Below are 24754 nucleotides of genomic sequence, written 5' to 3'. Positions count from 1 at the left end.
GTAGTTAATTCCCATTTGTTACAACCTTTGTGATTCATTTTCTAAGCCCGACTCGCGGCTGTCTTTCGTCTTGATTTTGTTATTACCAAATCGGTAACTGAAATTTAACCGGATCTGACGGCTTTCTCCGACGTAAGTGGTATGCAGTAATAAATTATTCAGCTGAGTATCAGTTCTGATTTTGTTGGACCTGAATACATCAGTAGCTGCCAATCTTAGGGTGGCTTTATCCTTCATTAAATTCTTTTGAAAACCAAGATCGACCTGTGAATTTCCCCGGATATAAGTATTCAAGCCACTGATGTTTTTAGAATTAACCACACTGGCCAGTTCTCCGGTAATGCCAGCTGGCAGGTTAAAAGTTTGCTGAACATTAAGTGTACCTGCAAAACGGCTGCGGTTATAATTTCCATATTCAGCGGTACCAACTTTATTTTCCAGGCGGTATCCTATACCGGTTAAGGTCAGGTTCCACCATTTTGCCAATGGCAGTTGCTGTGTAATCGTCAGATTCAGGTTGTTTTGTAACCCAATATTTCTGGGTACCATATAAATCAGGTTGTCCTCCAAAACTTCTGTAATTGAACTGCTGATGTCATTGGTACGCGTATAACTGGTTGCAATAGTTGTTTTTTTGTGACTATACTGGAGCGCCAGTGTGTTTGCATATTGAGGCTTTAGAAATGGATTTCCTTTCCAATAGGATAGTTCATCTACAGGGTATGAAAAGGGATTGAGGTTATTGTAAGCAGGACGATCAATGCGACGGGCAAAGCTTAAATTATAAGTACCGGATTCGGTGGTTTTATAAGTGAAAGAGGCTGTTGGGAAAGCGTCCAGATAATTTCTAACTACCGATGTAGCCAATACACTGCTGCCTGCTGAGGGTTGCAAATCGCCTTCGGAATGTGTGTTTTCCAGCCTCAAGCCCAGATCAAAATTGAATTGATCACCAATAGGCCTTTCATATTTCAAGTATCCTGCGGTGATTTGCTCTTTATAATTGAAAGTATTGGATAAGTCGATGTCAAGTACGGGAGCCTCCTTGTTCATGTCATACTGGTTAAACACATTATCGGCGCTAACCTCAGAGAATTTTGCACCTGCTAATACTTTTCCTTTCCCTATGGGGAAGCCATAATCCGCTTTAACCGCGTATAATTTGATGTCTCTGCTATTGGCTACCAGAAAATTATTGCTGTTTAGCAAGGTGCCATCCGGGGAATACAAGGAGTTGGTGCTCAGATTTTTTGTGGCTGCATCAAAAATTCCATAGTCTGCATCTATATTCAGGCTGATACCTTTACTGCCTTTATAGCGGTAATTTACGTTGGCATTGTATCGGTTTGCGCGCTGCGCAGGGTAGCTGCTCTCGCTTCTCAGCTGTTGTAAAAGCTGGTTACCAGCTTGATCGTAGATATCAGTGGTCGGGATGATTAGGCCACCACCACTAGAAAAATTAGCATTCATGACTATGCCCAGTGTTTTTGTGGTATCTATCTCATAATCGGCACCAACTGTGGAACCTATGTTGCGGCGTTTATCAATGTCGTGATTGGCATTTAAATAGATTTTCCCATTTGTAGTTCTGTCGTTGTCATAATCCATCTCAAAATGCCCTAAATTATGATTGTAGCCACCAAACAGATTCAATTTTCCCTTGCGGAAGTTGAGGTTTAGATTGGTGTTTTGCTTTAAACTGCGACCATAAGCAAGTCCATTATTGATGCTGCCATTGAAGCCTTCAGCTACTGATTTTTTGAGAACAAGATTCACAATGCCTCCAGTTCCGGCAGCATCGTATTCTGCTGAAGGGTTTTTAATGACTTCTATTGATTTTAAGTCGGAAGCCGACATCGTTTTTAGCAATTGGGCCAGCTCCTCTGACTGCAGGTAGGTTTGTCGGCCATTGATCATCACCAAAGCAGCACTAGATCCATTCAAGGTGATCGAGTTGTCCTGATTCACAATAATTCCTGGTGTCTTTTTTAAGGCCTCTAGTGCATTCGTTCCTTGTCCGGTGATGCTTTTCTCTATGCTATAGATCATCTTCCGTCCATCGATTTTAATCAAGGGTTTATTGCTGGAACTTTGAATGACTACCTCTTTTAAACTGCGTGGATTTGTTTCGATCTTAATCATTCCCAGGTCCGTGCTGCCTGATAATTTCAACACCTCAGTCTGGTAAGCAAGTGCCGCTAAATAGCTAACTGAAAGTATGTAGCTTCCCGGAACGAGTTCAAAGGAGAAGCTGCCGTCCGGATTGCTCAATCCTTGTTTAACCAGCTTACCATTATTGCTGTCCTTTAACAGCAATGTTGCCCCATCAATCCCCTCATTTTTCGTATTCTTGAGGGTGCCTTTTAAGGTGATCTCTGGGTTGATTTGTGCGAATGCTTTTGAAAATAAACAGGTGATCAAAAAAACTAAAAAGTAGGAGCACTTAACTGGCGCGTTGGTCATGAGATATATGGGAATAGCTGGTTAATTTGGTTCTTTCAAAAATATATCTTTTATTTATTCTTAAGGGTTTTAAATTATAATAATTTAAAGGAGTATTTTAAGAATACTTAAATCGTAGGGAGTACACCTCCATCTGCACGAACTGAAGAACCGTTTGTCGCGATAGACAAAGGACTGGAAAGATAGGCTGCAAGATTCGCTATTTCTGAAGGATCAATAAATCGTTGAAGTAATGAGGATGGATTGAAATTATTCATGATGTAATTTTTGACCTGTTCCACATCCTGGTTTTGTGCCGATGCGATTTGTGTGACGGTTTCAGCCACTCCATCAGAATAAGTTGGGCCGCCTAATATTGTATTTACAGTAACCTGCGTGTTTTTGGTGAGTTTTGCTAAACCACTGCTTACAGAAAGCATGGCTGTTTTAGTCATCCCATAGTGAATCATATTTTCTGGAATATTTATCGCGGATTCACTACTGATAAATATGATTCTGCCCCATTTTCTCTCTAACATTTTAGGAAGCAACTGTCTTGATAACCTGATTCCGCTCATCACGTTTACTTCAAAAATATGAGCCCAGTCCTGGTCTGTAATTTCGGTGAAGGGCTTGAGTTCAAATATCCCAACGTTATTAATGAGTATGTCAATGTTTGGGAGTTTAGCTAGCAATTCATTCACTTCTTCTGTCTGACTAAAGTCAGCGGCAATTCCCGAAACATCAGCACCAGGGATTTCTCGGATTAAGCTTTGTATAGCAAGGTCAATTTTCTTTTGTGTTCTACCATTGATGATTACTTTAGCACCTTCAGCAAGCAGCTGTTTTGCGATAGCAAATCCGATTCCTTGTGTAGAACCACTTATAAAGGCCGTTTTTGATTTTAATTGTAAGTCCATATTGTTGTTTTTATTTTGTATTGATCACTACATAAATAGCCAAAAAAATTAGCTGATAATTTCTAATTGCATTTCAATTTGTGTTTTAAGCACTTTATTGTCTGGATACATCCGTCTGGTAACATTTAAACCATTCCATAAGGTGATCAGGTACCTTCCTAAAACGATCGGATCTGTTTGGTTTTTAAGTGTTCCATTTTTCTGTGCCTTGTCGATTGCAGCTGTGAACATGGCTTCTACTTCTTTCAAGATTGCCACAGACTCCTGTTCTAATTCTTCATCTACGAAAGTCATTTCGACCACGGTATTGGCAATAATACAGCCTTGAAGGTGGCTCTCCTGGTCAGATTTAGCGATGCTTCGAAAAAAGTCTTTGATTAAATTGATGGGAGATTCACTTTGTTTCAGTTCGGCTTTAAATTGATTGAAAGCTATTCTCCTTTGTTGTATTGCCTTGCGGAACAGCTCTTTTTTTCCGCCTTTAAACGCATTGTAGAAGCTTCCGCTTCCGATTTCCATGGCTTTAAGCAAGTCTTCCAAAGAAGTTGCTGTAAAGCCTTTTGTCCAAAAAACATGCTGTGCTTTTTGTAAAATCTGTTCGTTATCGTATACAGTTGGCCTGCCTCTCATCTCTAGATTTAATTTTGTGTTGTTCAATACAAAATTAGAGAATTAATTTAGAATTCCTGTTTTTTATGTTATTATTTACAAGTTGGCTTTTATTTTAGGAGATTACGAAGAATTTAGATGAAGAAAACAGAGGCTGAGTTAGGCCTCTATTATATCATAAACGAGCACCTTTTCCCACAAATGACTGTAGTTTTTAATGAATTCCAGATGTATGGGGTGCGTCTGGTAAGTGGCCTGTCCTTCAAGATCAGAAAAGAACATCAGTTCGGATACGCTCCAGCTGCTGTCAATGACATCACGTTTTTCTGTGCTAGCGGTAACGCCAACATGGATTTTTCGTACAGTTGGTATTTTAGAAAGTGTTTTTACGCCTGCAATCAATTGATCACGGTCTGCTTTTGATTCTGGGTTTTTCAACCAGAAAAATACATGATGTACCACTGGATAATCATCTTTTGTATGGGTTAAGGGTATTGCGCTTGCCATTGTTCCAACGGAAAGAACAGCTGCAGTCCCAATAAATTTTCTTCTGTTAGCCTTATTCATATTTCCTAAATCTATGAAAAATAAAGATTTGAATACTAATTATTGATCATTGGTTGTAAATGTTCATCTTTATTTCTAAGATCCAGGCCACCTTCATATACGGATTTTAGGTTGAGCAGGTAAAAAGCCCAGCCACTTGCACATCCAAGCCTGATGAACTGTTTAGATTGATCGTCTTCAGGAATGTGGTGCTGCCTGAGCACGACAATGGTATAACCGTTTTTCTCAGATAAATTCACATCTACCAGGCAATCTCCTTCAAAACTGAACTGAATAAAGTCTTTACTATTTGCTTTTTTAATTAGTCCCTGCATCGCATCCTCATATAAATACCAAAGCCAGTCATAAGTGCATCCAGCGGTCACGTTTAGCGTTTTATCCAGTGTTTTTCCTTGCTCATCAGTAAAAATCACACGTTCCAGAAACCACTTCTCCAGTTCTTCAACTTGCGTCCAGGCATTATAAATAGTTGATAAAGGTGCTTTAATGGCGATTGTTTTAGTAAAAGAAGTCCAATCAAAGTTTTTCATAAACGAATAGTGGTATTGTTTAATTAATAGAATTTAATGAGTTAAGTGTTCATTTACAGTGATCTAATTTATAAAAAAAAATAGGAACTATATTTTGAATGGAAAATATTAGCCTCAGGAGTTCTAACTGCTTATCGGTTTACTGGGATGATAATTACGGGCCTATTTTCACAAAATTGCTGCGGTAGTCGCCAGGGTAGAAGGTGGTGTGTTTTTTAAAGAAGTGGCTGAATTGCTCTGGACTGGCAAAATTAAGTTGATACGCGACTTCCTTAACAGGCAGCGAACTGAATTGCAGCGAGCGTTTAGCCTCTTCAATCTGTTAGCCGTTGATGTTGTCTTTTGCTCCTTTTCCGGCACAGCGCTTAGAGAGGTCAGTGAGCTTTCGGGAAGAGATGGAAAGTAGATTGGCGTAATCCGATACTTCGTGATATTTCCGGTAGTACTCGCTAAGTAATTCAAGGAATTGACGGTAAAGATGATTTTCATAGGTATCAATGCCACTGCTCTGACCGATATTTATATTTGCGATCTTAATCATGATGATCTTTAAATAAGCAGCCATGACTTCTATTTTATTGACGTAATTGGGTTTTTTAAACTCTTCACCCAGCATTTTAATGTGGCGGAATAGTTTTTACGTTCGAAATTGGGGATCATATAAGCACAAACATCAGCTTTAATGTTTCCAAATGTCGTCTCTGTTTTATGCTCAAATCCGCCAAAAAAAGTGGGAATGATTTTTTTCTTGAAATCATTTCTCGGGAATGCTTTGATGATCTCTACCCGGTTGGTTTCAGTCAGGTGCTCATAGCCTTCACCCATCACATCAAGTCCAACCCCGGAGTACATCAATGCCACTTCCGGCTCTTTATGTTCTACAATGCCGATGGTGGTATGCAGCGCAATGGTGTCCCAAACCAATTGCAATTGGTCTTTAGGAAGGCCATGGCTTTTTAATGCATGGTACAAAGTAGCCTCCAAATCTGGTCAATAAATGCTAAAAATGGCTAAAGAACTGTCAATAATAACCAATATCAAATTGCTTTAAGCTGACAGTTCCTTTAGCTATGATTTCCTGAGCTTAATCCCGAAGATGAGCTGATAAAGCCTGATAATAATTTATAAAAGATTCAGGTTGTGTACTTAGGAAAAGATAAGGTTCAATAAGTTCCAGTTCCATGAGGTTTAATTGATCGTTCACGATGAGACCATCGACTCTGGCATAAAGGCATCCTTCCGCAAATTGAGTTACATAAGCCTGGGCTTCGGGAATGTATTTGTCTGCGGTTTGTGCGGCATTAACGCTGCCGCCATAGTAATGCTGGACCCTGAATTCTCCATCTTTAGGTACTTTTAAAAGGCAATGACTGTATTTTCCGTTAAAGAATAGAAAAGACCACTCACCTTCAAAAACTTCTTTCATAAAAGGCTGAACTATAAAAGCTTCCTGCTGGAGCAGACTGTTGATGAGTTCCTGTTTTTCGGAAAAGTTTGCTGCGTTAAGGATAAATGTATTCCTGGCTCCGGCACTGACACAAGGTTTAATAATCAGTTTATCGACATTAAACGAGCTGAGTAAGGCTTGTAAATCAGTCAGCACACTGCCTTTTTCAAGATAGGATGAAGGGATCACTGGCAAGCCGGAGTCCGTAATTTCTTTGAGGTAATGCTTGTCCATGTTCCATCTCACACGTTCATAAGGATTCAATAGCTGAATGCCTAAAGATTCGAGCTGATGCAGCCAGTTCTGAAAATCAGTTAGGTGTTCTGTATAATCCCATGGTGATTTAAGAATAGCAAGCTGATAATTTTCCCATTTAACCAAGGGGTCATTCCAGATGACGCGCTCAATGGATAGGCCTTTATCTAAAAGGAAATTTAAGAGTGTGAACTCTTCATCTTCTGTAGTGGAGGTATATATTTCCTGAATATGGTAAGAAACGTAAGCAATTTTCATGATGTAAATATTTGGCGCATAAAAATGCAATGAATAGGTAATGGATATTAAAGAATAATTAAATCACTTTGAACAGTTTTTTAGTGGTGTCTTTCAGCTTTTTAAAAGATCTGGACAGGATTCCTTTTGGTGGTCTAGTTTGATCAGCCGATAGCTTTTTTAAAAAATCTGAAAATGCGAGAAAGGCTGCTGGGTCTGGGACAACCTCTGTTTCCACCGACACAGGGGATTGGGCAAGGACCACATCAAAATTTGTACTGGCTCCGCAATGCTCCCCAGTTGCGTCATGACCAATATTAGCCACCATTGACTGGCCAGGGTAGAGTGTTAATTTTCCTGCTAAAAAAGCAGCAGCATACCATCTGATATCCCAAACTTTAGTTTTGCCCATTGCTTGCTCTTCCAATGCCTTGAAATAGGGGGCAGTATTGTCAAAATCAAATTCTTTCTGAAGATTCCTGGCCTGCATTTGATCCAGCAATATTTTTCCATCTGGTTCAAATAAATCCCATCCTCTTTTCCAGGTGGCCCAACCCCAGCAATCCGCTCCTTTTAAAAAGAAAACTTCTTTTAATCCTCGCTGAATAGGGTAGACATAACCATGTATGGAAATTACTTCTTCCTTATTTTCATAATAATCAAGAGCATCATTCATGTATTTTAAGAACCAGGGAGAGGTCACCAAATCATCTTCCAGTACTATGGCCTTACCATGCTGATGGATGACTTCGGTTACTCCCAAAATCACATTTTCATCTACTCCAAGATTTTGATCTCGCAGGCGGATATGAAGGTCTTTAAATCCGGTTATGCCAGGTAAATAAGCTCTAAGTTCGTTCACATTATCCAGTGCATCCTCATTTTTTGCAGCATCGGAATAAATATATAATTCAGAATCTTTTGATAACAGATTCTCTTTTAAAGCGGCAATCACCTGCTGCGTGTGCGATAAACGGTTGTATACAAAAAGAATGATGGGGGCTGTACTTTTCATTACGCTAAAAGTAGGAGGTTTTTCCTGAATTGTGATCAAGGTAATTCCTTTTTAATGAGATTTTTTAACCAGGTTACTTTAAAAAAAAATGCCCCCAAAAATTTTAAATAATTAATGGGGGCATTGAAATTAAGCAACTCGCTCGCTACTCATTATTTTATAATGGATCACCTTAATTCCCTATTATAGGCATCTACCGCATTTTCAATGTTTCCTGCACCAGCAGATTGTACTGCGTATCCGCCCACTGCCATGCCGAAACCAACGCCCATTAATACATAACTGGCGGTGTAACTTGGACTTTTTAGGCTGGGACCGTTATCAAAACCAAAGCCAGATGGCCTATCGTTATGACCAGTTCCTGTAGCCAGAAAAGAAACAAAACCAGCAATAATTGATGCGCCTGCAGTGACGTACATGATTTTACTGCGGCTGGCGCTTTTTCTATACTTATTTAGAAATTTCATGCTCTCCGGATTGTCAGCCATATCATACTTCAGGTTGTTGTAGTTTACCTTTTTGAGGTCAGTATAACCTTTGTTGTAATACATAGACATGTCTACTGCCGGATATCGACCTGGTCTGTATCCATAGCCATGTCTATAACTTCCGTCATAGCTGAATGGATCATAGGGTCTTTCCTGGTAAAGGTTGATTTTTCCTTCAATAATCCTTTCAGAAAATTGACTGATTCTGGCAAAATTCAGCTTTTTTGTGTTCGCAAAGAAGCCATCTTCATTGTTGAAAAACTTTACCTGATCCACCGGAATTCGGCGGGAATCTACTCTCAGCTGCCAATAGCCCGAGAAATCAGGCCTCAGCTGAATTCTATTAGCGTAAATGATGGAATCAGAATAGAGGTATAGATAGTTTTTGTTGTCGGGCACCTCTTGGGCACCAGCGCTCAGGGCATAGCATGCCATCACGCTTAAGAGTAATTTTTTCATAACAGTTTACATTTGTGTGTATGTGGTTAACACAAATTACAACCCAAAAATCTATTTGTAAGAAACAAAATACATTGTAGACGTTATCCAGCAGTTACTTTGACATTAAGATACCTAGATGTCATGATTGATTATAAACATATCATAAGCTGAGGCTATTCTTAATTTTATAAATTGTATTCTTTTTCCACCACTTTTAAGATCAGGTCTTTAACGGTTATTCCTTGCTGTGCGCCCAGGATTTTCAACGCTTTTAAAGCACTTTTTTTAAGTCTTAATGGATAAGTGACGGTTTCGTCGTCCGTTAGCGGAGCTTGCTTTTCTCCTTTTACAGGGGCCGTCTCTTTTGAAGGAGAATTGAACAATGCGGATACACCGCCTAAGTTTTTATTGTTATCCTCTATGCCACCCAGATTTTTCTTTGCCATAATCTTATAATTTAACTAAAATTTCTTCCGTAAGGTTTTCGTAATCAACTGCACCATTCGATAGCGGTGCATATTCAAATACATCTACGCCTTTCAGCTGTGCTTCTATCAAGGCTACGTTTACCCTGATGGAAGTATCAAATAGCTTATCACTGAAATATTTTTTGATACTGTCTGTGATTTGCTCGGTGATCACCCTTCTCGGGTTTATTTTGGTAATAAATACACCACCGATCGTCAGGTTTTCATTGTAATGTGTGCGGACATCTGAAATAATGGAAACCAGGCGGTCAATACCTCTATAGGCAAAGTATTCTGCTTCTAATGGGATCAATACAGTATCTGCCGCAACCAATGCGTTTACTGTTAACATGCCTAAAGCAGGCGCACAATCGATCAAAACATAGTCGTATTTTCCATCAACTGCTTTCAGCAATCTTTTTACAATAGTTTCTCTGCCCAATCTGGAAACCAGTTCAATCTCTGCACCTAATAAATCCAGTGAGGAAGGGACAATGTCTAAATATTCTGAAATGTTTTCTATAGGAAGAGGGGTGTCACTTTTGATACTGTCATAAATCGACACCTTCACATCTCTGAATCCTAAACCTTCTGTTAAGTTAGATTGCGGGTCAATATCAATTAGTAATGTTCTCTTTTTCGCACGAGCTAAACCGGCGCCAATATTTAAGGTAGAAGTTGTTTTTCCTGTACCACCTTTATGATTTATAACAGCTATAATCTTCATGTCTATATATCCTTTATACGAATACGCAATGATACTAAGATATATTGATGTGGAGATATCTTAATGTTGATTATTCACCAGTAATTTTCATTTAAGCGCTTTATGGGCTGATTTTGAGGCTGATAATTTTCAGAAATATGGGTGTGTCTGAAGATGTCTAGATATCTGGCTATTGTTTAATTGGCCATTGGTATGGTAAACCAGAAATTACTGCCTTCATCCAATACACTTTCTACGCCGATTTGTCCATTGTGCTGTTTGATGATTTCTGCACAAATATATAGGCCGAGGCCTAATCCGGTATACTGATTGCCAGAATTATCTGCACGATAATAGCGGTCAAATATGTAACGCAATTTTTCTGGTGGTATCCCTGGACCCCGGTCAATGACAGAGACTTTAGCCATATCATTTTTCTTCTCAATACGAATCCTGATCTCTTTAGACTGGCTCGCATATTTTATCGCATTATTGAGGAAGTTGATTACAATCTGCTCCACCCGAATCGCATCGGCATATACGGCGATATCCAGATCACCTTCTGTTTTAATGGAGTAAACTCCATCAGTGGTTAAATCATGGTAAGAGTCTTTAATGATACTGGACAATACAAAATTCTCCTGATTGATGTGAAGCTGTCCCTGATTGGCCCTGCTGGAGTTCAATAGGTCTTCAATCAGCGCATTGACTTTTCCTAAACTTTTATTGGCTTGAACAACCAGTTTAGCCAGCATGCCAGTAGCCGGTGGGTTGTCTTTTATCCGATCTAGAAGTTGCAAAGATGCCTTTAAGCTGGTGATGGGAGTTTTAAGTTCATGACTGGCAATGATGATAAAGTCATCTTTATGCTGCTGTAATAAGCGAAGTTCCTGAATGTCTGTGGCAGTTCCCACCCAAAGCTCCAATTGGCCAGTTTGATCTTTAACGGGCATTAAACGAATCAGGTGCCATCTATAAAGCTCATCGACGCGTTTGATACGAATTTGAAACTCACCGCCTTCATCGTTGTTTAGGATCGAGCGGAATTGGTCAATGGCCGCATGGAGGTCTTCCTCATGGATCACCGATTTAAATGCGATCATTCGGTTTATTTTGCGATCTAAACCTGTGTAATCTGAGCATCGCTGGTTGTAAAATACCACTTCTCCTTTGATTGTATTTGTCCAGGCAAGTTGTGGAATGGTCTCCATCATGCTTCGGAAACGACGTTCACTTTCAGCCAAAGCTCTGGTGCGCTTGATCACGCGGTCTTCCAGCTCCTGATTTAGCAATGAAAGTTCCTCATTAATCTGTTTTAACTTTTCATCCGCCAGCAACTTTTCCTTCCTGATCTGACTGTCATTTAAGGCCCTGTTGATTTTAGTAGATAAGGTGAAAAGACTGTTTTTTGATACATAATCAGTCACACCAGCTTTAATCAGTTTAACGGCATTTTCCTCTCCAATGATACCTGATACAATGATAAATGGGATTTCTGAATGGTGTTCCTGTTTAATGTGAAAAGCACTTTCCGCATCAAATGATGGAAGCGAATAGTCTGATAATATCAGGTCAGGACTAAAATTATCGAGCGCTTTTTCAAATTCTGCACGTGTTTGAATCACTGCTGATGTAAAACTCAGCTCAGATTTTTTCAGCTCACGCAATAGTAAGTCAGCATCGCTTTCATTGTCTTCAACAATGAGTATTCTAAGGATTGTGGCCATTAATGTGCCGGCTGGCTCAATACCATCCAGTATAAACCAATCTCTTTGACTGTTTTGAAAAAGTTATCACTATCTACAGGCTTCACGATATAACTGTTTGCCCCCAATGAAAAACACTTTTCAATATCCGGACCTTCATTAGAGGAGGTCAGCATCACTACTGGAATAGACTTTAGCTTTGGATCTGATTTAATCTTTTCCAGGACCTGTACTCCTGATATCTTAGGCATTTTTAAATCCAATAGGATTAATTTAGGAAACTCCTGATCGCTTCTGGAAGAAAATTCCCCTCTGCAGTATAGAAAGTCAAGTGCTTCAGCACCATTGATCACATGATGTAATTTATTGGTCACACCACCTTTTTTTAGTGCGCGAATGGTCAATGCGGCATCGTCAGCACTGTCTTCTACAAATAAAATTTCTATGTTATGATAGTTCATCTCTTTTAGTATTAATGGTTTATGTGGAGTAAGCTGAAATAAAAGCAAGATCCTTCGTCTAATATTGACTCCGCCCAAACTTTTCCTTCATGTCTTTGCACAATCCTATGGACAATAGCAAGGCCGATACCAGTACCTTCAAACTCTTCCTGGGAGTGTAATCGCTGAAAAACCCCGAAGAGTTTATCATAGTATTGCATGTCAAAACCAGCACCACCATCCTTTACAAAGTATACGATATGGTCTTCTTCCTCGTAAGCACCAATTTCTATTGTTGTCTTTTCTTTGTGCCGCGAGTATTTAATGGCATTGGAAATCAGGTTTATCCAAACTTGTTTAATCAGTGATTTATCGCCTTTAGCATTTGGCAATGCTGTGATGTTAAATTCAGGCATGTTTTTATGCTGCTCCAATAATACCTCTTCCTTTACCTGGTGGACAAGATCGAGCATATCTATTTTTGAAACTGTAACTTGTTTTCTTCCTAATTTTGAGAAGGCCAGCAAATCATCGATCAATACACCCATTTTTTTAGAATTGTTAATGATGGATTGCAGGATCTTTAGCCCATCTTCATCTATGACCGACTCATAGTCTTCTACTAAAATTTTAGTATAGCCATTAATTGCCCTGATTGGTGCACGTAAATCATGAGATACGGAATAGGAGAAGGACTCTAGTTCTTTATTAACATATTCCAGTTGTGCAGTACGTTCTGCTACTTTTTGTTCCAATTCGTCATTGAGCTGACGAACTTCATCCTCTGCATTTTTAAGCTCCCTATTGGCAATAACTAATTCTTCCGCTCTTTTTTCTTTTTCTTCATTCTGAAAAGCAAGCTCTTTATTGGCGATGACCAGTTCAGCCGCACGGTTTTCTTTTTCTTCGTTTTGAAAAGCAAGCTCTTTATTGGCAATGACTAATTCTGCCGCACGGTTTTCTTTTTCTTCATTTTGAAAAATCAGTTCCCTGTTCGCAATCACTAGTTCTGCGGCTCTTTTCTCCTTCTCTTCATTTTGAAAGATGAGTTCTTTATTGGCAATTGCGAGCTCTGCAGCACGGTTTTCACGCTCTTCATTTTGAAAAAGAAGTTCTTTATTGGCGATGATTAACTCTGCTGCCCGGTTTTCTTTTTCCTGATGTTGAAAAGCAATCTTTCTATTGGCAATCATCAATTCATCGGAATCGTCTTTTTTCATGTCCGTATTAAAAGGGTAGTGGTTGAAAATAATGGAAAGAAGAAAAGAATTAGGCTAAAGGAAGAATTTAGCTGTTCTTTGTATTTTATAAAGCTAACACATTAAAGTGGGACCTGATGATAATCAGGGACAAATCCTTATAACAATCGTATAACGATAGTAGAAAGATGAGTTATTTAAAGCTTTTGCTGAATAGCGGCACGTTCTATTTTCATCTGCTCATTTTCCGGCGTAAATTTGAGCCCTTCATTATATTCATTCAGCGCTTCTTTGAAGGCACCTAATCCTGCCATTACATAGCCAAATCCATGGTAAGCTTCCGCATTTTTTGAATTGAGTAACCAGGCTTGATTTAAACGGTACATTGCTGTTTTAGGATCACCTTTTTTTGCATATTCCATTCCCCATCTGGAATAAACATAAGAGGCACGTTCTTTTGTGCCAAATTGTTCCGTTGCCTCTTTTATAAACTGATGGTCTATCTCTAAGTACTTTTGTGATTTTACCAGGCCACCGTATTTAGGCATTAACCTCATGTCCGTTTTAGCACGCACTTTCCAATCTTCATAAGCGCTGTTTGAGTTACAAGATGCACTAAATAAAGTAATGGCCGATAGGAGGAGGATGCTCAATAGGTTTCGGAATGATTTCATGTAAAGCTTATAATAAGATTATGCTTTTAAGACCAATTCTTCAGCTGTTAAACAGAAATAAAGGTTTTGTAACTGGTGTACGTATAGTAATTTATAGTCCAGCATGGCGATTTCACCATCCATAGGCTGAAAGTCATCACTTAAAACAAACTGATGGCCATTTTTTTTCTCTAGTACATAAGTGATCTCATCGCCTTCTTCATATTCAAAAACGAATTTTTCAAAGCCAAATTTAATCAACCAATCTACCGTTAATTTAATAGGCTCCATTAATCCGGCTGAGTCAATATCAGATCCATAAGGGATTTGCTCAGGATGGCCGTGATCTAATGTATAATTTCCTATTCTTAATTCGCTTGATTCCATAATCCGTTCTTTGGGCGCAAAATTAGGATAATAAAATAGGAATTCATGAGCTGGCAGCCTTTAATCTGTAAACTGATGACAAAATAGCCGGAATCAATTTTTTTAGCGGGCGGATCTCTTTCTCTATATTATAACCTTTAGTTATGACTGATAACTTTATATATTTTTGTCATCCTCATTATTAATAGCATTTTTGGGTACCAAACCAAATATTTTGAGCGAAGAAACTAAACCTGACCAAAGCCGGCAAACCCTTATTTATACCGCGAAATCCGTCGTGTTAGTTTCGTTGTTGTTTATTTTAGCCAGTTTAATTGGGATCAGCGCCTACTATTTTAAAGATGCACCTTCGACCTCAACTCAAGAAAGTGCTGCTGCAGGACCAGATCAGGGCATTAGCCGAAATGTAAATACAAAGACTATAAAGCAAGCGAAGGCCATTCCTGCTGATGCCTGGAAATCACCAGAGGACAGCACTATTCCTGCCGATGAGTATGGTCAAATGATCCGTTATGGAAGGGAACTGGTGAAGAATACCGCTAAGTATTTTGGACCAAATGGTTCTGTGGCCAGAATCAGCAATGGAATGAACTGTCAGAATTGTCACCTGGAAGCAGGAACGAAAACTTTTGGTAATAACTATTCGATATTTTTTGCCAGCTATCCCAAAAAGAGTGCACGCTCAGGTAAAATGGCTGAAGCCACCGAACGTATTGCCGATTGTTTTCAGCGGAGCTTAAATGGAAAAGTTCCTGATTTATCAGGAAAAGAAGTAAAGGCTATGCTCGCTTACATGCAATGGGTAGGATCGGAACAAGAAAAAGGAAAAAAAGCATTTGGTTCGGGCACGGAAAAATTGAACTATATGGATAGAGCTGCAGATCCAGAAAAAGGCCTGATCGTGTACCAGAATAAATGCCTAAGCTGCCACGGACAGCATGGCGAAGGAATTAAATCAGCAGACCAGCTGGCCTTTGTATACCCACCGCTCTGGGGACCGCAGAGTTATAACGATGGTGCAGGTATGTACAGATTGAGCAATTTTGCAGGTTTCGTGAAAAATAATATGCCTTATGGCGTGACTTATCCAGATGCACAATTAACAGATGAAGAATCCTGGGACGTAGCTGCATTTGTCAATACTCAGCCCAGACCTCATAAAGAACAAAAAGAAGATTATCCAGATCGCAGTAAAAAACCTATTGATGCGCCTTATGGTCCTTATCTGGATGGCTTTACTGAGCAGCAGCATAAATACGGACCTTTTCCTCCAATCGTGATGGCATTGAAAGATATCGCCTCTAATCATTAATAACCTAGATCATTTTAACCTATATGAAAATTTTAAATCAGCTATTTTGTGGCGCAATCGGCCTATTTGCCCTTTCCTCCGAAGTTAATGCTCAGGAACATCGCTTTGATCCGCCATGGAATACCCCGCCGGAAAGCAAAGTACAGTTTACCGTTCCTGGAATAGATAATGTTCCTGATCTTTTCGGTGATATTAATGACCCTCAATTGGTGGTGTTCTTTGCAGGGAATCAGTTTATGTGCATTGACGAATTGATTGGTGCCTTTAAGAAAAAGTATCCCCAATATCAAAGGGTCTTCGCGGAAACACTTCCTCCAGGTATTTTAGCCAAGCAAATTGCCAGTGGCAGTATTGTGATTGGAAATATGAGGATTACCTTAAAACCTGATGTGTATACTGCCGGAAAAAGCAGAATCGAACAAACTCCGGAATGGTTTAGTAAAACACAAGTCTATGCTAAAAATAGATTGGCCATTATGGTGCAAAAAGGAAATCCTAAAAAAGTAAAAGGGCTACAAGACCTGGGCAGAAAAGATTTAAGAATCAGTATGCCCAATCCGGATTTTGAAGGAATAGGAAAAAGAATTGAAGAAGCCTATGTGAAAGCAGGAGGTGAGGCGCTAAAACAGACTGTTATGGAAAGTAAAGTGGCAGATAAAAGTACTTATCTTACACAGATCCATCACCGACAATCGCCAATGCGCATTCTTTATGACCAGAGCGATGCTGCTCCGGTATGGTATACTGAAGTTTATTATCAGAAAATGCTGGGACATCCGGTAGAAATGATCGAAGTTCCGGAAACTGAAAATATCCGCTCTCAATATATTGCCGGTCAGCTAAAAAATGCTCCGCATCCAGAAGCAGCAAAGGACTTTATGGAATTTCTGGTAGGCGAAGAAGCTGGCGCTATATATAAGAAATTTGGCTTTGATCTGCCGTAATATGAGTTAATAATTCAGTGGTACGATTTATCAAGTAGGCTGAAAATTGCCTGAAAACGCGGTTTTAGCATTTAAATGGCCGGATCTTTGCTTAATTTGTCATTAGAAATAAACGCCGTTTCAACGGTTGTACAAACCTTTAGAACTTAATGGAAATTAGGTTGTTTAGTAAAAAAAGAAAAATTATGAAAAAGGCAATCTTCGCTATCTTGATCTCTTTATCCGCTTTAACATCTTGTAAAATGATGAACAAAGGTCAAAACACAGAGCTAAATGCTGCAGCTTCAAAATTAAGCGGCAACTGGGAGTTAAATTACATTACAGGGGTAAGAATCGCCTTTAATGGTTTATATCCAGAATCAAAACCGAATATCAATATCAATGCGGCGCTTAATGAGCTTAGTGGAAATACCAGCTGTAATTCGTTTGGTTCGAAATTAGTGGTAAATGGCAGCAAATTTAAAGTTGATTTATCAGGACCAATGACAATGAAACATTGTGAAGGTGAAGGGGAAATGAGATTCCTGGAGATGCTTAAAAAAGTAGATGCTTATACCGTAGATGGTAACACACTTACCCTAATGATGGGTGATGTTCCGGCAATGAAGTTCACAAAAAAATAGTAAATTTTTTAGGCTTTTAATCGTTCAAATGAATATAAGTTCACACTTTTGTGCAACTTATATTCATTTATCATTAGCGCAATAACATAAAGATTGAAGCAAGTAGAAGAAAAGCCTGAGGAGCAGAAGCTACAAAGGGGTTTACAAAACAGACATATCCAACTCATCGCCCTTGGCGGTGCTATAGGAACCGGTTTATTTCTAGGTATCGGTTCTGCTGCAGTTTTAGCAGGTCCATCCGTAATTTTAGGTTATGCCCTGGCAGGGATTATCGCCTTCTTTATCATGCGCCAATTGGGCGAAATGGTGGTAGAAGAACCTGTGTCAGGAAGTTTCAGCCACTTTGCTTTTAAGTATTGGGGTTCCTTTGCTGGATTTGCCTCCGGTTGGAATTATTGGGCACTCTATATTTTAGTGAGCATGTCTGAATTGACAGCCATTGGGATTTATGTGCATTTCTGGTGGCCAGAAATCCCATTGTGGACTTCCAGTCTATTCTTTTTCATCGTGATTAATGCCTTGAACCTGACCTCAGTAAAAGTATACGGGGAAGTAGAGTTCTGGTTTTCCATCATAAAGGTGGTTGCCATCATTGCCATGATCGCTTTTGGCGCTTATTTACTTTTAAGCGGCAGCGGCGGAGCACAAGCCAGTGTACAAAACTTATGGAATGACGGCGGTTTCTTTGCTAAGGGTTGGTTCAGTGCAGATGGAAAAGGAGGCTTTCAAGGTCTATTTGCCGCAATTGCGCTGATCATGTTCTCTTTCGGCGGATTGGAGCTCATCGGAATTACCGCTGCAGAAGCTGAAAATCCGGAGAAAACGATCCCAAAAGCAACAAACCAGGTGATCTATCGGATCTTGATTTTCTATGTAGGGGCATTGGTTATTTTGTTCTCCTTATCGCCATGGAAGAATATTACCACGGATAGCAGTCCTTTCGTGATGGTGTTTGAAAGCCTGAAAGGCTTTGAAATTCATGCCTTTGGGAAAACCATATATTTTACCAGTATCATTGCCAATGTGTTGAACATGATCGTACTTACGGCAGCGCTCTCTGTATACAATAGTTGTGTATATAGCAACAGCCGAATGCTTTTCGGCCTTGCCGAACAAGGAAATGCGCCTGCTTTCTTATCGAAATTGAACAAAAATCACGTACCAATTAAAGCGATTCTGGTTTCCAGTCTTTTCGCCGCTATTTGTATTGTCATCAATAAACTGATTCCAGAAAAAGCTTTGGAAATATTGATGTCACTAGTGGTGTCTTCTTTGATTATCAATTGGTTGATGATCAGTATTACTCACTTGAAATTCAGGAAGTCCAAGGATGCAGCACAGGTGAAAACAAAGTTTCCTTCTTTTATCTACCCTTTGTCTAACTATATCTGTCTGGTGTTTTTACTGGGGATTTTAGTGATCATGTGGATCACTGGAATGAAACTTTCAGTAGAGTTGATTCCTGCCTGGATTCTTCTTTTATATATCTGCTACGTATTGGTCAATAGGAGGAAATTGAAGCAAGCTAAAAGTTAAAACGCTATTTTTCTGTATATTGACCAGACTTTCTGGTCAAATACTGGATTTAGAATTTGCTTCATGAACTTCAAAAAAATGCGGATCTGGGTAGGACCAATCGCTTCATTCTTGCCGGGGATTCCGATGGTGCACATATTGCTGCTCAATCTGCACATCTCATTTACAATGGTAAATACTCAGAATTAATACAGATCAAGCCGGCAATCCATCCACAGCAATTGTCCGGATTAATATTATATTGTGGACCTTTTGATACCAGTTTAGTGAATTTGGCAGGAGACTTTAGTGGCTTCTTAAATACTATTTTATGGGCATATAGCGGTAAGAAAAACTTAGACGCAGCCGTATTCAAAACTGCATCGCTAATCAATTATATCACAAAAGACTATCCTGCAACTTTTATTTCCGCTGGAAACGAAGATCCACTGCTTCCACAATCAGTAGCATTGGCCAGAAAATTAAAGCTTTTGAAAGTTCCTGTTGATACACTTTTCTTTAAAAGCAATCATCAGCCTTCTTTACCTCATGAGTACCAGTTCAATCTGGATAGCAAAGAAGGTAGACTTGCACTCAGCCGTTCTCTGGAATGCCTTAAAAAGCTAAACAAGTTGTAAAATCATATAATTTATGGTTTCACATTAGAATGTGAAACCATGCTTTCTCCCTTAAGACCATAGGTTTTTATACTTTTGAGCATCCTTATATCCATTCTTACGCCATCTCTTTTGAAACCAAATATTAACTTCGACGCATTTTATAAAGCGGGACCTCCAATTTTAGTTTTGAAGCCGGACCCGCCGTATTTTACTATCGTAGAAGCCAACGATGCTTATCTTAAAGTAACCTCAAGCAGGATTAAAGATCTGCTGGGTCGGCCCATTCTGACTGCTTTTCCGCAGAACCCTAAGGACAGCAGTACTAAGAATGCGGAACTGTTTTATAACAGTCTGCTCCGTGTGCTGGAAACTAAAGAACAGCAGGTACTCAGCATTCTCAAATATGATATTCCGATTAGGGGAACAGACCAATTTGAAGTGAAATACTGGATGGTAACTAATTTTCCAGTGCTTGATGATCAGGGAAATGTAGCCTATATTGTCCATACTAATGTAGATGTCACCTCTACCTATGATCTGGTTAGAAAGGAAAGGATTGAGATGGAGGTGGAAGACTGGACCAATAAACACCTTCGTGAATTTTTTGCCCATGCGCCAGTGGCCATTGCGATGCTGAAAGGGCGTGATTTGAAAGTAGAACTAGCCAATGCACTCATGCTCGAAGTATGGGGGAAATCGGAGGAAATCATCGGTAAAAAGATGTCAGAAGTACTTCCCCGGGCTATTAAATTAGAAGTCCTCAGCCTGATCAGTCAGACCTACTGCACCGGTCGATCGCATTATAATGAAGACATAAAAATGCTGCTTGCAAGGGAGGGTTCCTTACAGGAAGCTTATTTCAACATGGTTTACCATCCCCTTAGAGATACTTCCGACTGTGTTTGCGGAGTGATTATTATGGCTTCAGAAGTTACAGAAGAGGTGAAAGGCAGGGTTGAATTAATGCAGGAGCAGCAAAGAAGTCGGTTGGCCATTGAAGCTGCAGATTTGGGGGTGTTTGATATGGATGTCGAACATGGCCTGTTGAAGTGTGATTTGCGGTGTCAGGAAATCTTTGGAATAGAAGCTGGGGATGTGTATGATCAGGCAAGGGATTTTATGATGGCCTTGCATGAAGAAGATAAAACCAGACTGGTTAAACTCATGAGGAATGCTTTTAAAAGGCCATTGAAAAATGGGGATTATGACGTGGAATTTCGTACAGTAAATCTGATCAACGAACAAATGCGCTGGGTTCGTGCAAAGGGTAAATTGTTTTTCAATGACCAGGGACTGCCAGGCAGATTTATTGGAACGGTGCTCGATAACACCCGTCAAAAAAGGGAAGAAGAGCTTAAAAATGATTTCATAGCCATGGTGAGCCATGAATTGAAAACACCATTGACCTCCCTGAAAGCGTATGTTCAATTGTTGAAAAGAACAGGGAAGAAGGAGAAAGACCTCCTGGCCGTTGAAATCTTAGAAAAAGCAGATAATCAGGTGAATAAGATGGTCAGTATGATCAATAGTTTTTTGAATATTTCCAGACTGGAAGCGGGGGGAATTGTATTGGAAAAATCACCATTCGAATTCAATAAATTGATTCTTGAGGTGATAGAGGAGGTGAAAGCAATCATCAATCCTCATGTGATTGCTTTTGACGGGACTGAGGAATTGTGGCTAACCGGAGATCGGGATAAAATAGGCCAGGTGCTGACCAATCTCCTGAGCAATGCGGCTAAGTATTCCTTACACCATAAAGATATTCGGCTGGACTGCCGCAAAAATGAATCCAATGCCCAGATTTCGATAACGGACCGTGGGATGGGGATTCGGGAAACGGATCTTCCATATTTGTTTACCAGATTTCAGCGATTTGAAACTGCGGATACTAAAAATATTGCTGGCTTTGGAATTGGACTGTATTTATGCGCAGAGATTGTGAAAAGTCACAACGGAAAAATCTGGGCAGAAAGTGAATTCGGCGAGGGAACCAGGATGATTTTTGAATTGCCCATCTCTTAGTCATACGTGTTTTAAGGGCGATGCCGTTTCTTTTCAGTAATCCATAAAGACATGTATTTAGTGCTGCTGGCATTGTGGTATTGCAGGATCTGGCCAAAGAAATTATGCTGGCGATGAGTTTTTAGCTGAGCAGTTAAGTTTTCCAAGGTTATTCTAAAAGCCGGTAAAAATGCCGATTTAGCATAGCGATTATTTAAGAGATTGATACCATTTTGTTGCGCTTGCAGCCATTTATCTTTCATTTGATATAAAGTAACTGCTGCGGTTATGAAAAGCTCAGGATCATCGGCGATGAGCCCATTCCAGTTTAAATCGCCAGCCATGGCTTCCGCACCAATGGTACTCGTCACATTTGGTGTACCCGTTAACATGGCATCTATGAATTTCCCTTTCAAGCCAGCGCCAAATTGAATCGGTGCGAGCAGTACTTTATGCTGAGCAATCGCTGTCTTAGCATCTTCAGCACGGCCATTAACCAGAAATTTCTCTTTTTCATTGTGGAGCTGCATCACTTTCTGATTGCTGTAAGCCCCATAAATATGCAGGGCTATGCCCGGTAATTTTTTCCGAAGCAATGGCCATATTGCTGTTTTTAAGGTTTGCAGGGTATGCCAATTCGGTTCATGTAAGTAATTGCCAATAAACACAAATCCTGCTCTTTCTTCAAAAGATGGCCAGTGCTTAAGGTCTTTTTCTTCCAATGTTTCTTCTAAAAATGGGAGGTAGTAAATTAAAGAAGGATCGATATGAAAAGTTTCCTTTAAGATTTTCATTTCCAGTTCGGAAATGATCAAAGAAAGGTCGCATCGCAGAATAGCAGCGATTTCTCTTTTCGCCATATCCGTAAATAAATCACTGATTTGGAAAGGCTCTCCGCTTTTTATAGCCTGTTGCCGCGCATGGCGCAAACAATGAAGGTCTTCCGTATCCAGGATTCTAATTGCATCAGGACATTCCTGCTGTACCCGCCAGCCATATTGTTCTTCCACTACGAAGCGGTCGAAAAGTACGATATCGGGAGAAATTTCCCGAATCAATCCATTAAAAACATCATCATTTAATTCAATAACCAGTTCGGTAACGCCTTTTCCTGGCAGGTCAAAACTATATACGGTTTTAGCTGCTGCGCAAGCAAAAATCACCTGTTGACCCTCAGCAATAAAGAAATCAATCAGCTGAAGCATTCTTGTTCCTGCTGCTGATGAGCATGGCTCTGGCCATACTAAACCGATAATTAATGTTTTCTTTTCGCTCATTTCTTTAAAATTGTCGCAAAATAGATGTTTTTACTGCAAAGCCTGCGATTATTCCTAATTTTGGGGCAGAGAATTTTATTTATACCCTCATGCTTGGACTAAAATTATTAACAGACCCCCGTTGGGCTAATATTGCAGAATCGAATTTAGAAGAAATACTAACGGATCATGCCTGGTGCGAACAAAAAGCCGCAACAAATGCGATTACTTTAATTACTAATAATTCTGAGCACATGGATTTGGTAGAAGAACTCACCGCCATTGCGATTGAAGAAATGCAGCATTTTCAAATGGTGATCGAAATTATCAATAAACGCGGATATACTCTCGGAAGAGAGCGTAAAGATGATTACGTGGGCCGATTAGTGAAATTTAGCCGTAGAGATGGCAGTAGAAATAATGCTTTTATTGACAGACTTTTATTTGCCGCAATGATTGAAGCAAGGAGCTGCGAGCGTTTCCGCGTGCTGTCACAAAACATCAAAGACCCTGAACTGGCGAAGTTTTATCATGATCTTATGGTATCAGAAGCTGGTCACTATACGACTTTTTTAAATTTTGCCCGTAAATATACCATTGATGTAGATGTGGATGCGAGGTGGAAAGAATGGTTAGCCTTTGAAGGCGAACTGATCCAAAGTTATGGCAATAAAGAAGCGATACACGGCTAATATTTAAGCAGTATAACTAAAAAGCAGTTCCAAAATTTTAATGGAACTGCTTTTTAGCTGAAGACTAAATCGATAATAAAAATCCAATAGTGAAATTGGAATCCCAATCGAATACAAAAGTATTGCAGTTGGTCGCATCTTTAATTCCCTGATAGATGTTTACGCCACTTTTGATCTTGATTTTATCTGTTTTATATTTTCCAGGATCCTTTAATACCGTATATCTTTCCTGTCCCTTCCGGCCTTGATTGGCTAGTTCAAAAGGTACTCCGCCAATAATAAAGCATACTTTACGCCGGGCATCAGGTATTTTTTGAGCCGCCTGTTTTACTTTATCGTAAACGACCTGATCGGTAATGTCCTTTTCATAATATTTTGCACCCGGAGCTTCTTCAAAATGTACAGTATTGTCTTTCCAGCATATTTTAGTGTTTCCAGAACCAATATCTACTACAAATGAGGTGTTGGCATAAGAGTCTGGCAATACACATTTTAAGGCTAATTTTCCTTCTTCTTCTGGTGTCACCAGGTTTACGACATAGCCCATGTTTTTTAATTCTGAAGAGATGACTGCAGTTTTAGGCTCTTTTTGCGCACCAGAACTGATTACAAAATGGATGTTTTTTGATTTCAGTCCCTTATCAAACATACCTCCTATATAATCTTTTAATCCCATTCTGATGTCGGTGGTGCTGGCCATCCCCTCATAAACAAATGATTTTCCGAAATCTTTAGAAACAATTTCCCAGCGTTTCTCTTTGTCTATGTTCACAATGAAGGAATTGAAACCTGAAGCGCCTACTTCCACCACGCCTTTGTACTCCCCATTTACTGGTTTTTCAGGGGTATAATTAAACTCGCGGTGGTCATCAGGGCTGCTGACCATCGCTTTCTTTTTTAGGGTATCGATTGAAATTAAGTTGTTCGCTTCTGCATCAAATCTGCCACTTTCTAAAGCCCAATAACCAGCACCAATGAATAAAATAATGATAATAACTGCTTTTATTGGCCAGGATGCTTTGCTTCTGGTAATCTTTTCTTCCATGTTGTTGATTGATTCTTTGGTTTAAGGCGTTTATATTAATATAGAAGGTAGATGCAATCTGATAACGAATATAGTACATCAATTTATTTATGTAAGCTAATTTCGGAAGATTAATTAAATGAGTACCAGAAAGGATTAAACTAGACATTGTTGCTATATTGAGTTCGGAGTCTGATTGTATTCAAGGGGTTTGTGAAAAGAAAATGGCTTTTGCCTCCTTTATTAAGTCTATAA

The 24754-nt window shown here is 39.5% G+C and carries 27 protein-coding genes; 7 read left to right on the top strand and 20 right to left on the bottom strand.

Going from position 1 to position 24754, the window contains the following annotated elements:
• Window positions 1–18: 18 nt before the first annotated feature.
• From AQ505_RS19850 to AQ505_RS19770, 18 genes are all read right to left on the bottom strand, one after another.
• Entirely contained in the window at window positions 19–2421 is a 2403-nt protein-coding gene (locus AQ505_RS19850) for an outer membrane beta-barrel protein (protein ID WP_197286237.1), read from the bottom strand.
• 149 nt (window positions 2422–2570) lie between these two features.
• The gene (locus AQ505_RS19845) at window positions 2571–3362 is read right to left on the bottom strand and encodes an SDR family NAD(P)-dependent oxidoreductase (RefSeq protein ID WP_062549782.1); all 792 of its coding nucleotides are present in this window, start codon (window positions 3360–3362) and stop codon (window positions 2571–2573) included.
• 48 nt (window positions 3363–3410) lie between these two features.
• Window positions 3411–4019, bottom strand: coding sequence for a TetR/AcrR family transcriptional regulator (locus tag AQ505_RS19840; RefSeq protein WP_231634940.1), 609 nt, complete (start codon window positions 4017–4019; stop codon window positions 3411–3413).
• A gap of 111 nt (window positions 4020–4130) precedes the next feature.
• Complete coding sequence (locus AQ505_RS19835) at window positions 4131–4538, bottom strand: Dabb family protein (protein ID WP_062549780.1); 408 nt, start codon at window positions 4536–4538, stop codon at window positions 4131–4133.
• 35 nt (window positions 4539–4573) lie between these two features.
• A complete protein-coding gene (locus AQ505_RS19830; RefSeq protein ID WP_062549779.1) occupies window positions 4574–5068 on the bottom strand; it encodes an SRPBCC family protein in 495 nt (164 codons plus the stop codon).
• Window positions 5069–5222: 154 nt separating this feature from the next.
• Window positions 5223–5351: a helix-turn-helix domain-containing protein gene (locus AQ505_RS27390; protein ID WP_442952127.1), complete on the bottom strand. Its 129-nt coding sequence runs from the start codon at window positions 5349–5351 to the stop codon at window positions 5223–5225.
• A 39-nt stretch (window positions 5352–5390) separates the two neighbouring features.
• Window positions 5391–5633 (bottom strand): hypothetical protein, encoded by a 243-nt coding sequence (locus AQ505_RS19825; RefSeq protein ID WP_062549778.1) that lies wholly within the window; start codon window positions 5631–5633, stop codon window positions 5391–5393.
• 5 nt (window positions 5634–5638) lie between these two features.
• A complete protein-coding gene (locus tag AQ505_RS19820) occupies window positions 5639–6052 on the bottom strand; it encodes a hypothetical protein (protein ID WP_197286236.1) in 414 nt (137 codons plus the stop codon).
• A gap of 100 nt (window positions 6053–6152) precedes the next feature.
• A complete protein-coding gene (locus AQ505_RS19815) occupies window positions 6153–7028 on the bottom strand; it encodes an ATP-grasp domain-containing protein (protein WP_062549777.1) in 876 nt (291 codons plus the stop codon).
• Between the two features lie 58 nt (window positions 7029–7086).
• Entirely contained in the window at window positions 7087–8022 is a 936-nt protein-coding gene (locus tag AQ505_RS19810; protein ID WP_062551127.1) for a hypothetical protein, read from the bottom strand.
• Window positions 8023–8189: 167 nt separating this feature from the next.
• The gene (locus tag AQ505_RS19805) at window positions 8190–8969 is read right to left on the bottom strand and encodes a hypothetical protein (RefSeq protein WP_062549776.1); all 780 of its coding nucleotides are present in this window, start codon (window positions 8967–8969) and stop codon (window positions 8190–8192) included.
• A 167-nt stretch (window positions 8970–9136) separates the two neighbouring features.
• Window positions 9137–9397, bottom strand: coding sequence for a hypothetical protein (locus AQ505_RS19800; RefSeq protein ID WP_062549775.1), 261 nt, complete (start codon window positions 9395–9397; stop codon window positions 9137–9139).
• A gap of 4 nt (window positions 9398–9401) precedes the next feature.
• Window positions 9402–10145, bottom strand: a complete 744-nt coding sequence (locus AQ505_RS19795; RefSeq protein ID WP_062549774.1) for a ParA family protein — start codon at window positions 10143–10145, stop codon at window positions 9402–9404.
• A 176-nt stretch (window positions 10146–10321) separates the two neighbouring features.
• Window positions 10322–11851, bottom strand: a complete 1530-nt coding sequence (locus AQ505_RS19790; protein WP_062549773.1) for a sensor histidine kinase — start codon at window positions 11849–11851, stop codon at window positions 10322–10324.
• Window positions 11851–12291 carry a response regulator gene (locus tag AQ505_RS19785; RefSeq protein WP_062549772.1) on the bottom strand — a complete coding sequence of 147 codons (441 nt, stop codon included), beginning with the start codon at window positions 12289–12291 and terminating at the stop codon, window positions 11851–11853. Before AQ505_RS19785 ends, AQ505_RS19790 begins: the two co-directional genes overlap by 1 nt.
• Before the next feature lie 11 nt (window positions 12292–12302).
• On the bottom strand, window positions 12303–13490 hold the full coding sequence (locus tag AQ505_RS19780) for a sensor histidine kinase (protein WP_062549771.1): 1188 nt from the start codon (window positions 13488–13490) through the stop codon (window positions 12303–12305).
• A 176-nt stretch (window positions 13491–13666) separates the two neighbouring features.
• Window positions 13667–14143, bottom strand: a complete 477-nt coding sequence (locus AQ505_RS19775) for a tetratricopeptide repeat protein (RefSeq protein ID WP_062549770.1) — start codon at window positions 14141–14143, stop codon at window positions 13667–13669.
• Between the two features lie 18 nt (window positions 14144–14161).
• Window positions 14162–14509, bottom strand: a complete 348-nt coding sequence (locus tag AQ505_RS19770) for a hypothetical protein (RefSeq protein ID WP_062549769.1) — start codon at window positions 14507–14509, stop codon at window positions 14162–14164.
• Window positions 14510–14723: 214 nt separating this feature from the next.
• Here AQ505_RS19770 and AQ505_RS19765 point away from each other — a divergent pair, with 214 nt between their 5' ends.
• The 6 genes from AQ505_RS19765 (at window position 14724) to AQ505_RS19740 (ending at window position 21548) form a co-directional block, all read left to right on the top strand.
• Window positions 14724–15821 (top strand): c-type cytochrome, encoded by a 1098-nt coding sequence (locus AQ505_RS19765; protein ID WP_197286235.1) that lies wholly within the window; start codon window positions 14724–14726, stop codon window positions 15819–15821.
• Window positions 15822–15844: 23 nt separating this feature from the next.
• Window positions 15845–16765, top strand: a complete 921-nt coding sequence (locus AQ505_RS19760) for a molybdate ABC transporter substrate-binding protein (protein ID WP_062549768.1) — start codon at window positions 15845–15847, stop codon at window positions 16763–16765.
• A 185-nt stretch (window positions 16766–16950) separates the two neighbouring features.
• On the top strand, window positions 16951–17388 hold the full coding sequence (locus AQ505_RS19755; protein ID WP_197286234.1) for an META domain-containing protein: 438 nt from the start codon (window positions 16951–16953) through the stop codon (window positions 17386–17388).
• Between the two features lie 93 nt (window positions 17389–17481).
• The gene (locus AQ505_RS19750; RefSeq protein ID WP_062549766.1) at window positions 17482–18924 is read left to right on the top strand and encodes an amino acid permease; all 1443 of its coding nucleotides are present in this window, start codon (window positions 17482–17484) and stop codon (window positions 18922–18924) included.
• Between the two features lie 56 nt (window positions 18925–18980).
• On the top strand, window positions 18981–19541 hold the full coding sequence (locus AQ505_RS19745) for an alpha/beta hydrolase (protein WP_062549765.1): 561 nt from the start codon (window positions 18981–18983) through the stop codon (window positions 19539–19541).
• A gap of 111 nt (window positions 19542–19652) precedes the next feature.
• Window positions 19653–21548, top strand: a complete 1896-nt coding sequence (locus AQ505_RS19740; protein ID WP_062549764.1) for an ATP-binding protein — start codon at window positions 19653–19655, stop codon at window positions 21546–21548.
• Between the two features lie 11 nt (window positions 21549–21559).
• Here AQ505_RS19740 and AQ505_RS19735 read toward each other — a convergent pair whose 3' ends face one another.
• The gene (locus AQ505_RS19735; protein WP_062549763.1) at window positions 21560–22804 is read right to left on the bottom strand and encodes a glycosyltransferase; all 1245 of its coding nucleotides are present in this window, start codon (window positions 22802–22804) and stop codon (window positions 21560–21562) included.
• 89 nt (window positions 22805–22893) lie between these two features.
• Between AQ505_RS19735 and AQ505_RS19730 the strand changes: the two genes are divergently transcribed.
• The gene (locus AQ505_RS19730; RefSeq protein WP_062549762.1) at window positions 22894–23475 is read left to right on the top strand and encodes a tRNA-(ms[2]io[6]A)-hydroxylase; all 582 of its coding nucleotides are present in this window, start codon (window positions 22894–22896) and stop codon (window positions 23473–23475) included.
• Window positions 23476–23539: 64 nt separating this feature from the next.
• Here AQ505_RS19730 and AQ505_RS19725 read toward each other — a convergent pair whose 3' ends face one another.
• Complete coding sequence (locus tag AQ505_RS19725; protein WP_062549761.1) at window positions 23540–24520, bottom strand: hypothetical protein; 981 nt, start codon at window positions 24518–24520, stop codon at window positions 23540–23542.
• Between the last annotated feature and the right edge of the window lie 234 nt (window positions 24521–24754).

The sequence above is a fragment of the Pedobacter sp. PACM 27299 genome (assembly GCF_001412655.1).
Lineage (GTDB): Bacteria > Bacteroidota > Bacteroidia > Sphingobacteriales > Sphingobacteriaceae > Pedobacter.
The sequence above is the reverse complement of the archived record's forward strand: the minus strand, read 5'-3'. Positions and strand labels throughout refer to the sequence as shown.

Excerpts from the sequence above, each read along its gene's own strand:
- AQ505_RS19845 (WP_062549782.1), bottom strand. The coding sequence starts at position 3,362 with ATGGACTTACAATTAAAATCAAAAACGGCCTTTATAAGTGGTTCTACA.
- AQ505_RS19835 (WP_062549780.1), bottom strand. The coding sequence starts at position 4,538 with ATGAATAAGGCTAACAGAAGAAAATTTATTGGGACTGCAGCTGTTCTT.
- AQ505_RS19830 (WP_062549779.1), bottom strand. The coding sequence starts at position 5,068 with ATGAAAAACTTTGATTGGACTTCTTTTACTAAAACAATCGCCATTAAA.
- AQ505_RS19825 (WP_062549778.1), bottom strand. The coding sequence starts at position 5,633 with ATGGCTGCTTATTTAAAGATCATCATGATTAAGATCGCAAATATAAAT.
- AQ505_RS19815 (WP_062549777.1), bottom strand. The coding sequence starts at position 7,028 with ATGAAAATTGCTTACGTTTCTTACCATATTCAGGAAATATATACCTCC.
- AQ505_RS19810 (WP_062551127.1), bottom strand. The coding sequence starts at position 8,022 with ATGAAAAGTACAGCCCCCATCATTCTTTTTGTATACAACCGTTTATCG.
- AQ505_RS19805 (WP_062549776.1), bottom strand. The coding sequence starts at position 8,969 with ATGAAAAAATTACTCTTAAGCGTGATGGCATGCTATGCCCTGAGCGCT.
- AQ505_RS19800 (WP_062549775.1), bottom strand. The coding sequence starts at position 9,397 with ATGGCAAAGAAAAATCTGGGTGGCATAGAGGATAACAATAAAAACTTA.
- AQ505_RS19795 (WP_062549774.1), bottom strand. The coding sequence starts at position 10,145 with ATGAAGATTATAGCTGTTATAAATCATAAAGGTGGTACAGGAAAAACA.
- AQ505_RS19790 (WP_062549773.1), bottom strand. The coding sequence starts at position 11,851 with ATGGCCACAATCCTTAGAATACTCATTGTTGAAGACAATGAAAGCGAT.
- AQ505_RS19785 (WP_062549772.1), bottom strand. The coding sequence starts at position 12,291 with ATGAACTATCATAACATAGAAATTTTATTTGTAGAAGACAGTGCTGAC.
- AQ505_RS19780 (WP_062549771.1), bottom strand. The coding sequence starts at position 13,490 with ATGAAAAAAGACGATTCCGATGAATTGATGATTGCCAATAGAAAGATT.
- AQ505_RS19775 (WP_062549770.1), bottom strand. The coding sequence starts at position 14,143 with ATGAAATCATTCCGAAACCTATTGAGCATCCTCCTCCTATCGGCCATT.
- AQ505_RS19770 (WP_062549769.1), bottom strand. The coding sequence starts at position 14,509 with ATGGAATCAAGCGAATTAAGAATAGGAAATTATACATTAGATCACGGC.
- AQ505_RS19760 (WP_062549768.1), top strand. The coding sequence starts at position 15,845 with ATGAAAATTTTAAATCAGCTATTTTGTGGCGCAATCGGCCTATTTGCC.
- AQ505_RS19755 (WP_197286234.1), top strand. The coding sequence starts at position 16,951 with ATGAAAAAGGCAATCTTCGCTATCTTGATCTCTTTATCCGCTTTAACA.
- AQ505_RS19735 (WP_062549763.1), bottom strand. The coding sequence starts at position 22,804 with ATGAGCGAAAAGAAAACATTAATTATCGGTTTAGTATGGCCAGAGCCA.
- AQ505_RS19730 (WP_062549762.1), top strand. The coding sequence starts at position 22,894 with ATGCTTGGACTAAAATTATTAACAGACCCCCGTTGGGCTAATATTGCA.
- AQ505_RS19725 (WP_062549761.1), bottom strand. The coding sequence starts at position 24,520 with ATGGAAGAAAAGATTACCAGAAGCAAAGCATCCTGGCCAATAAAAGCA.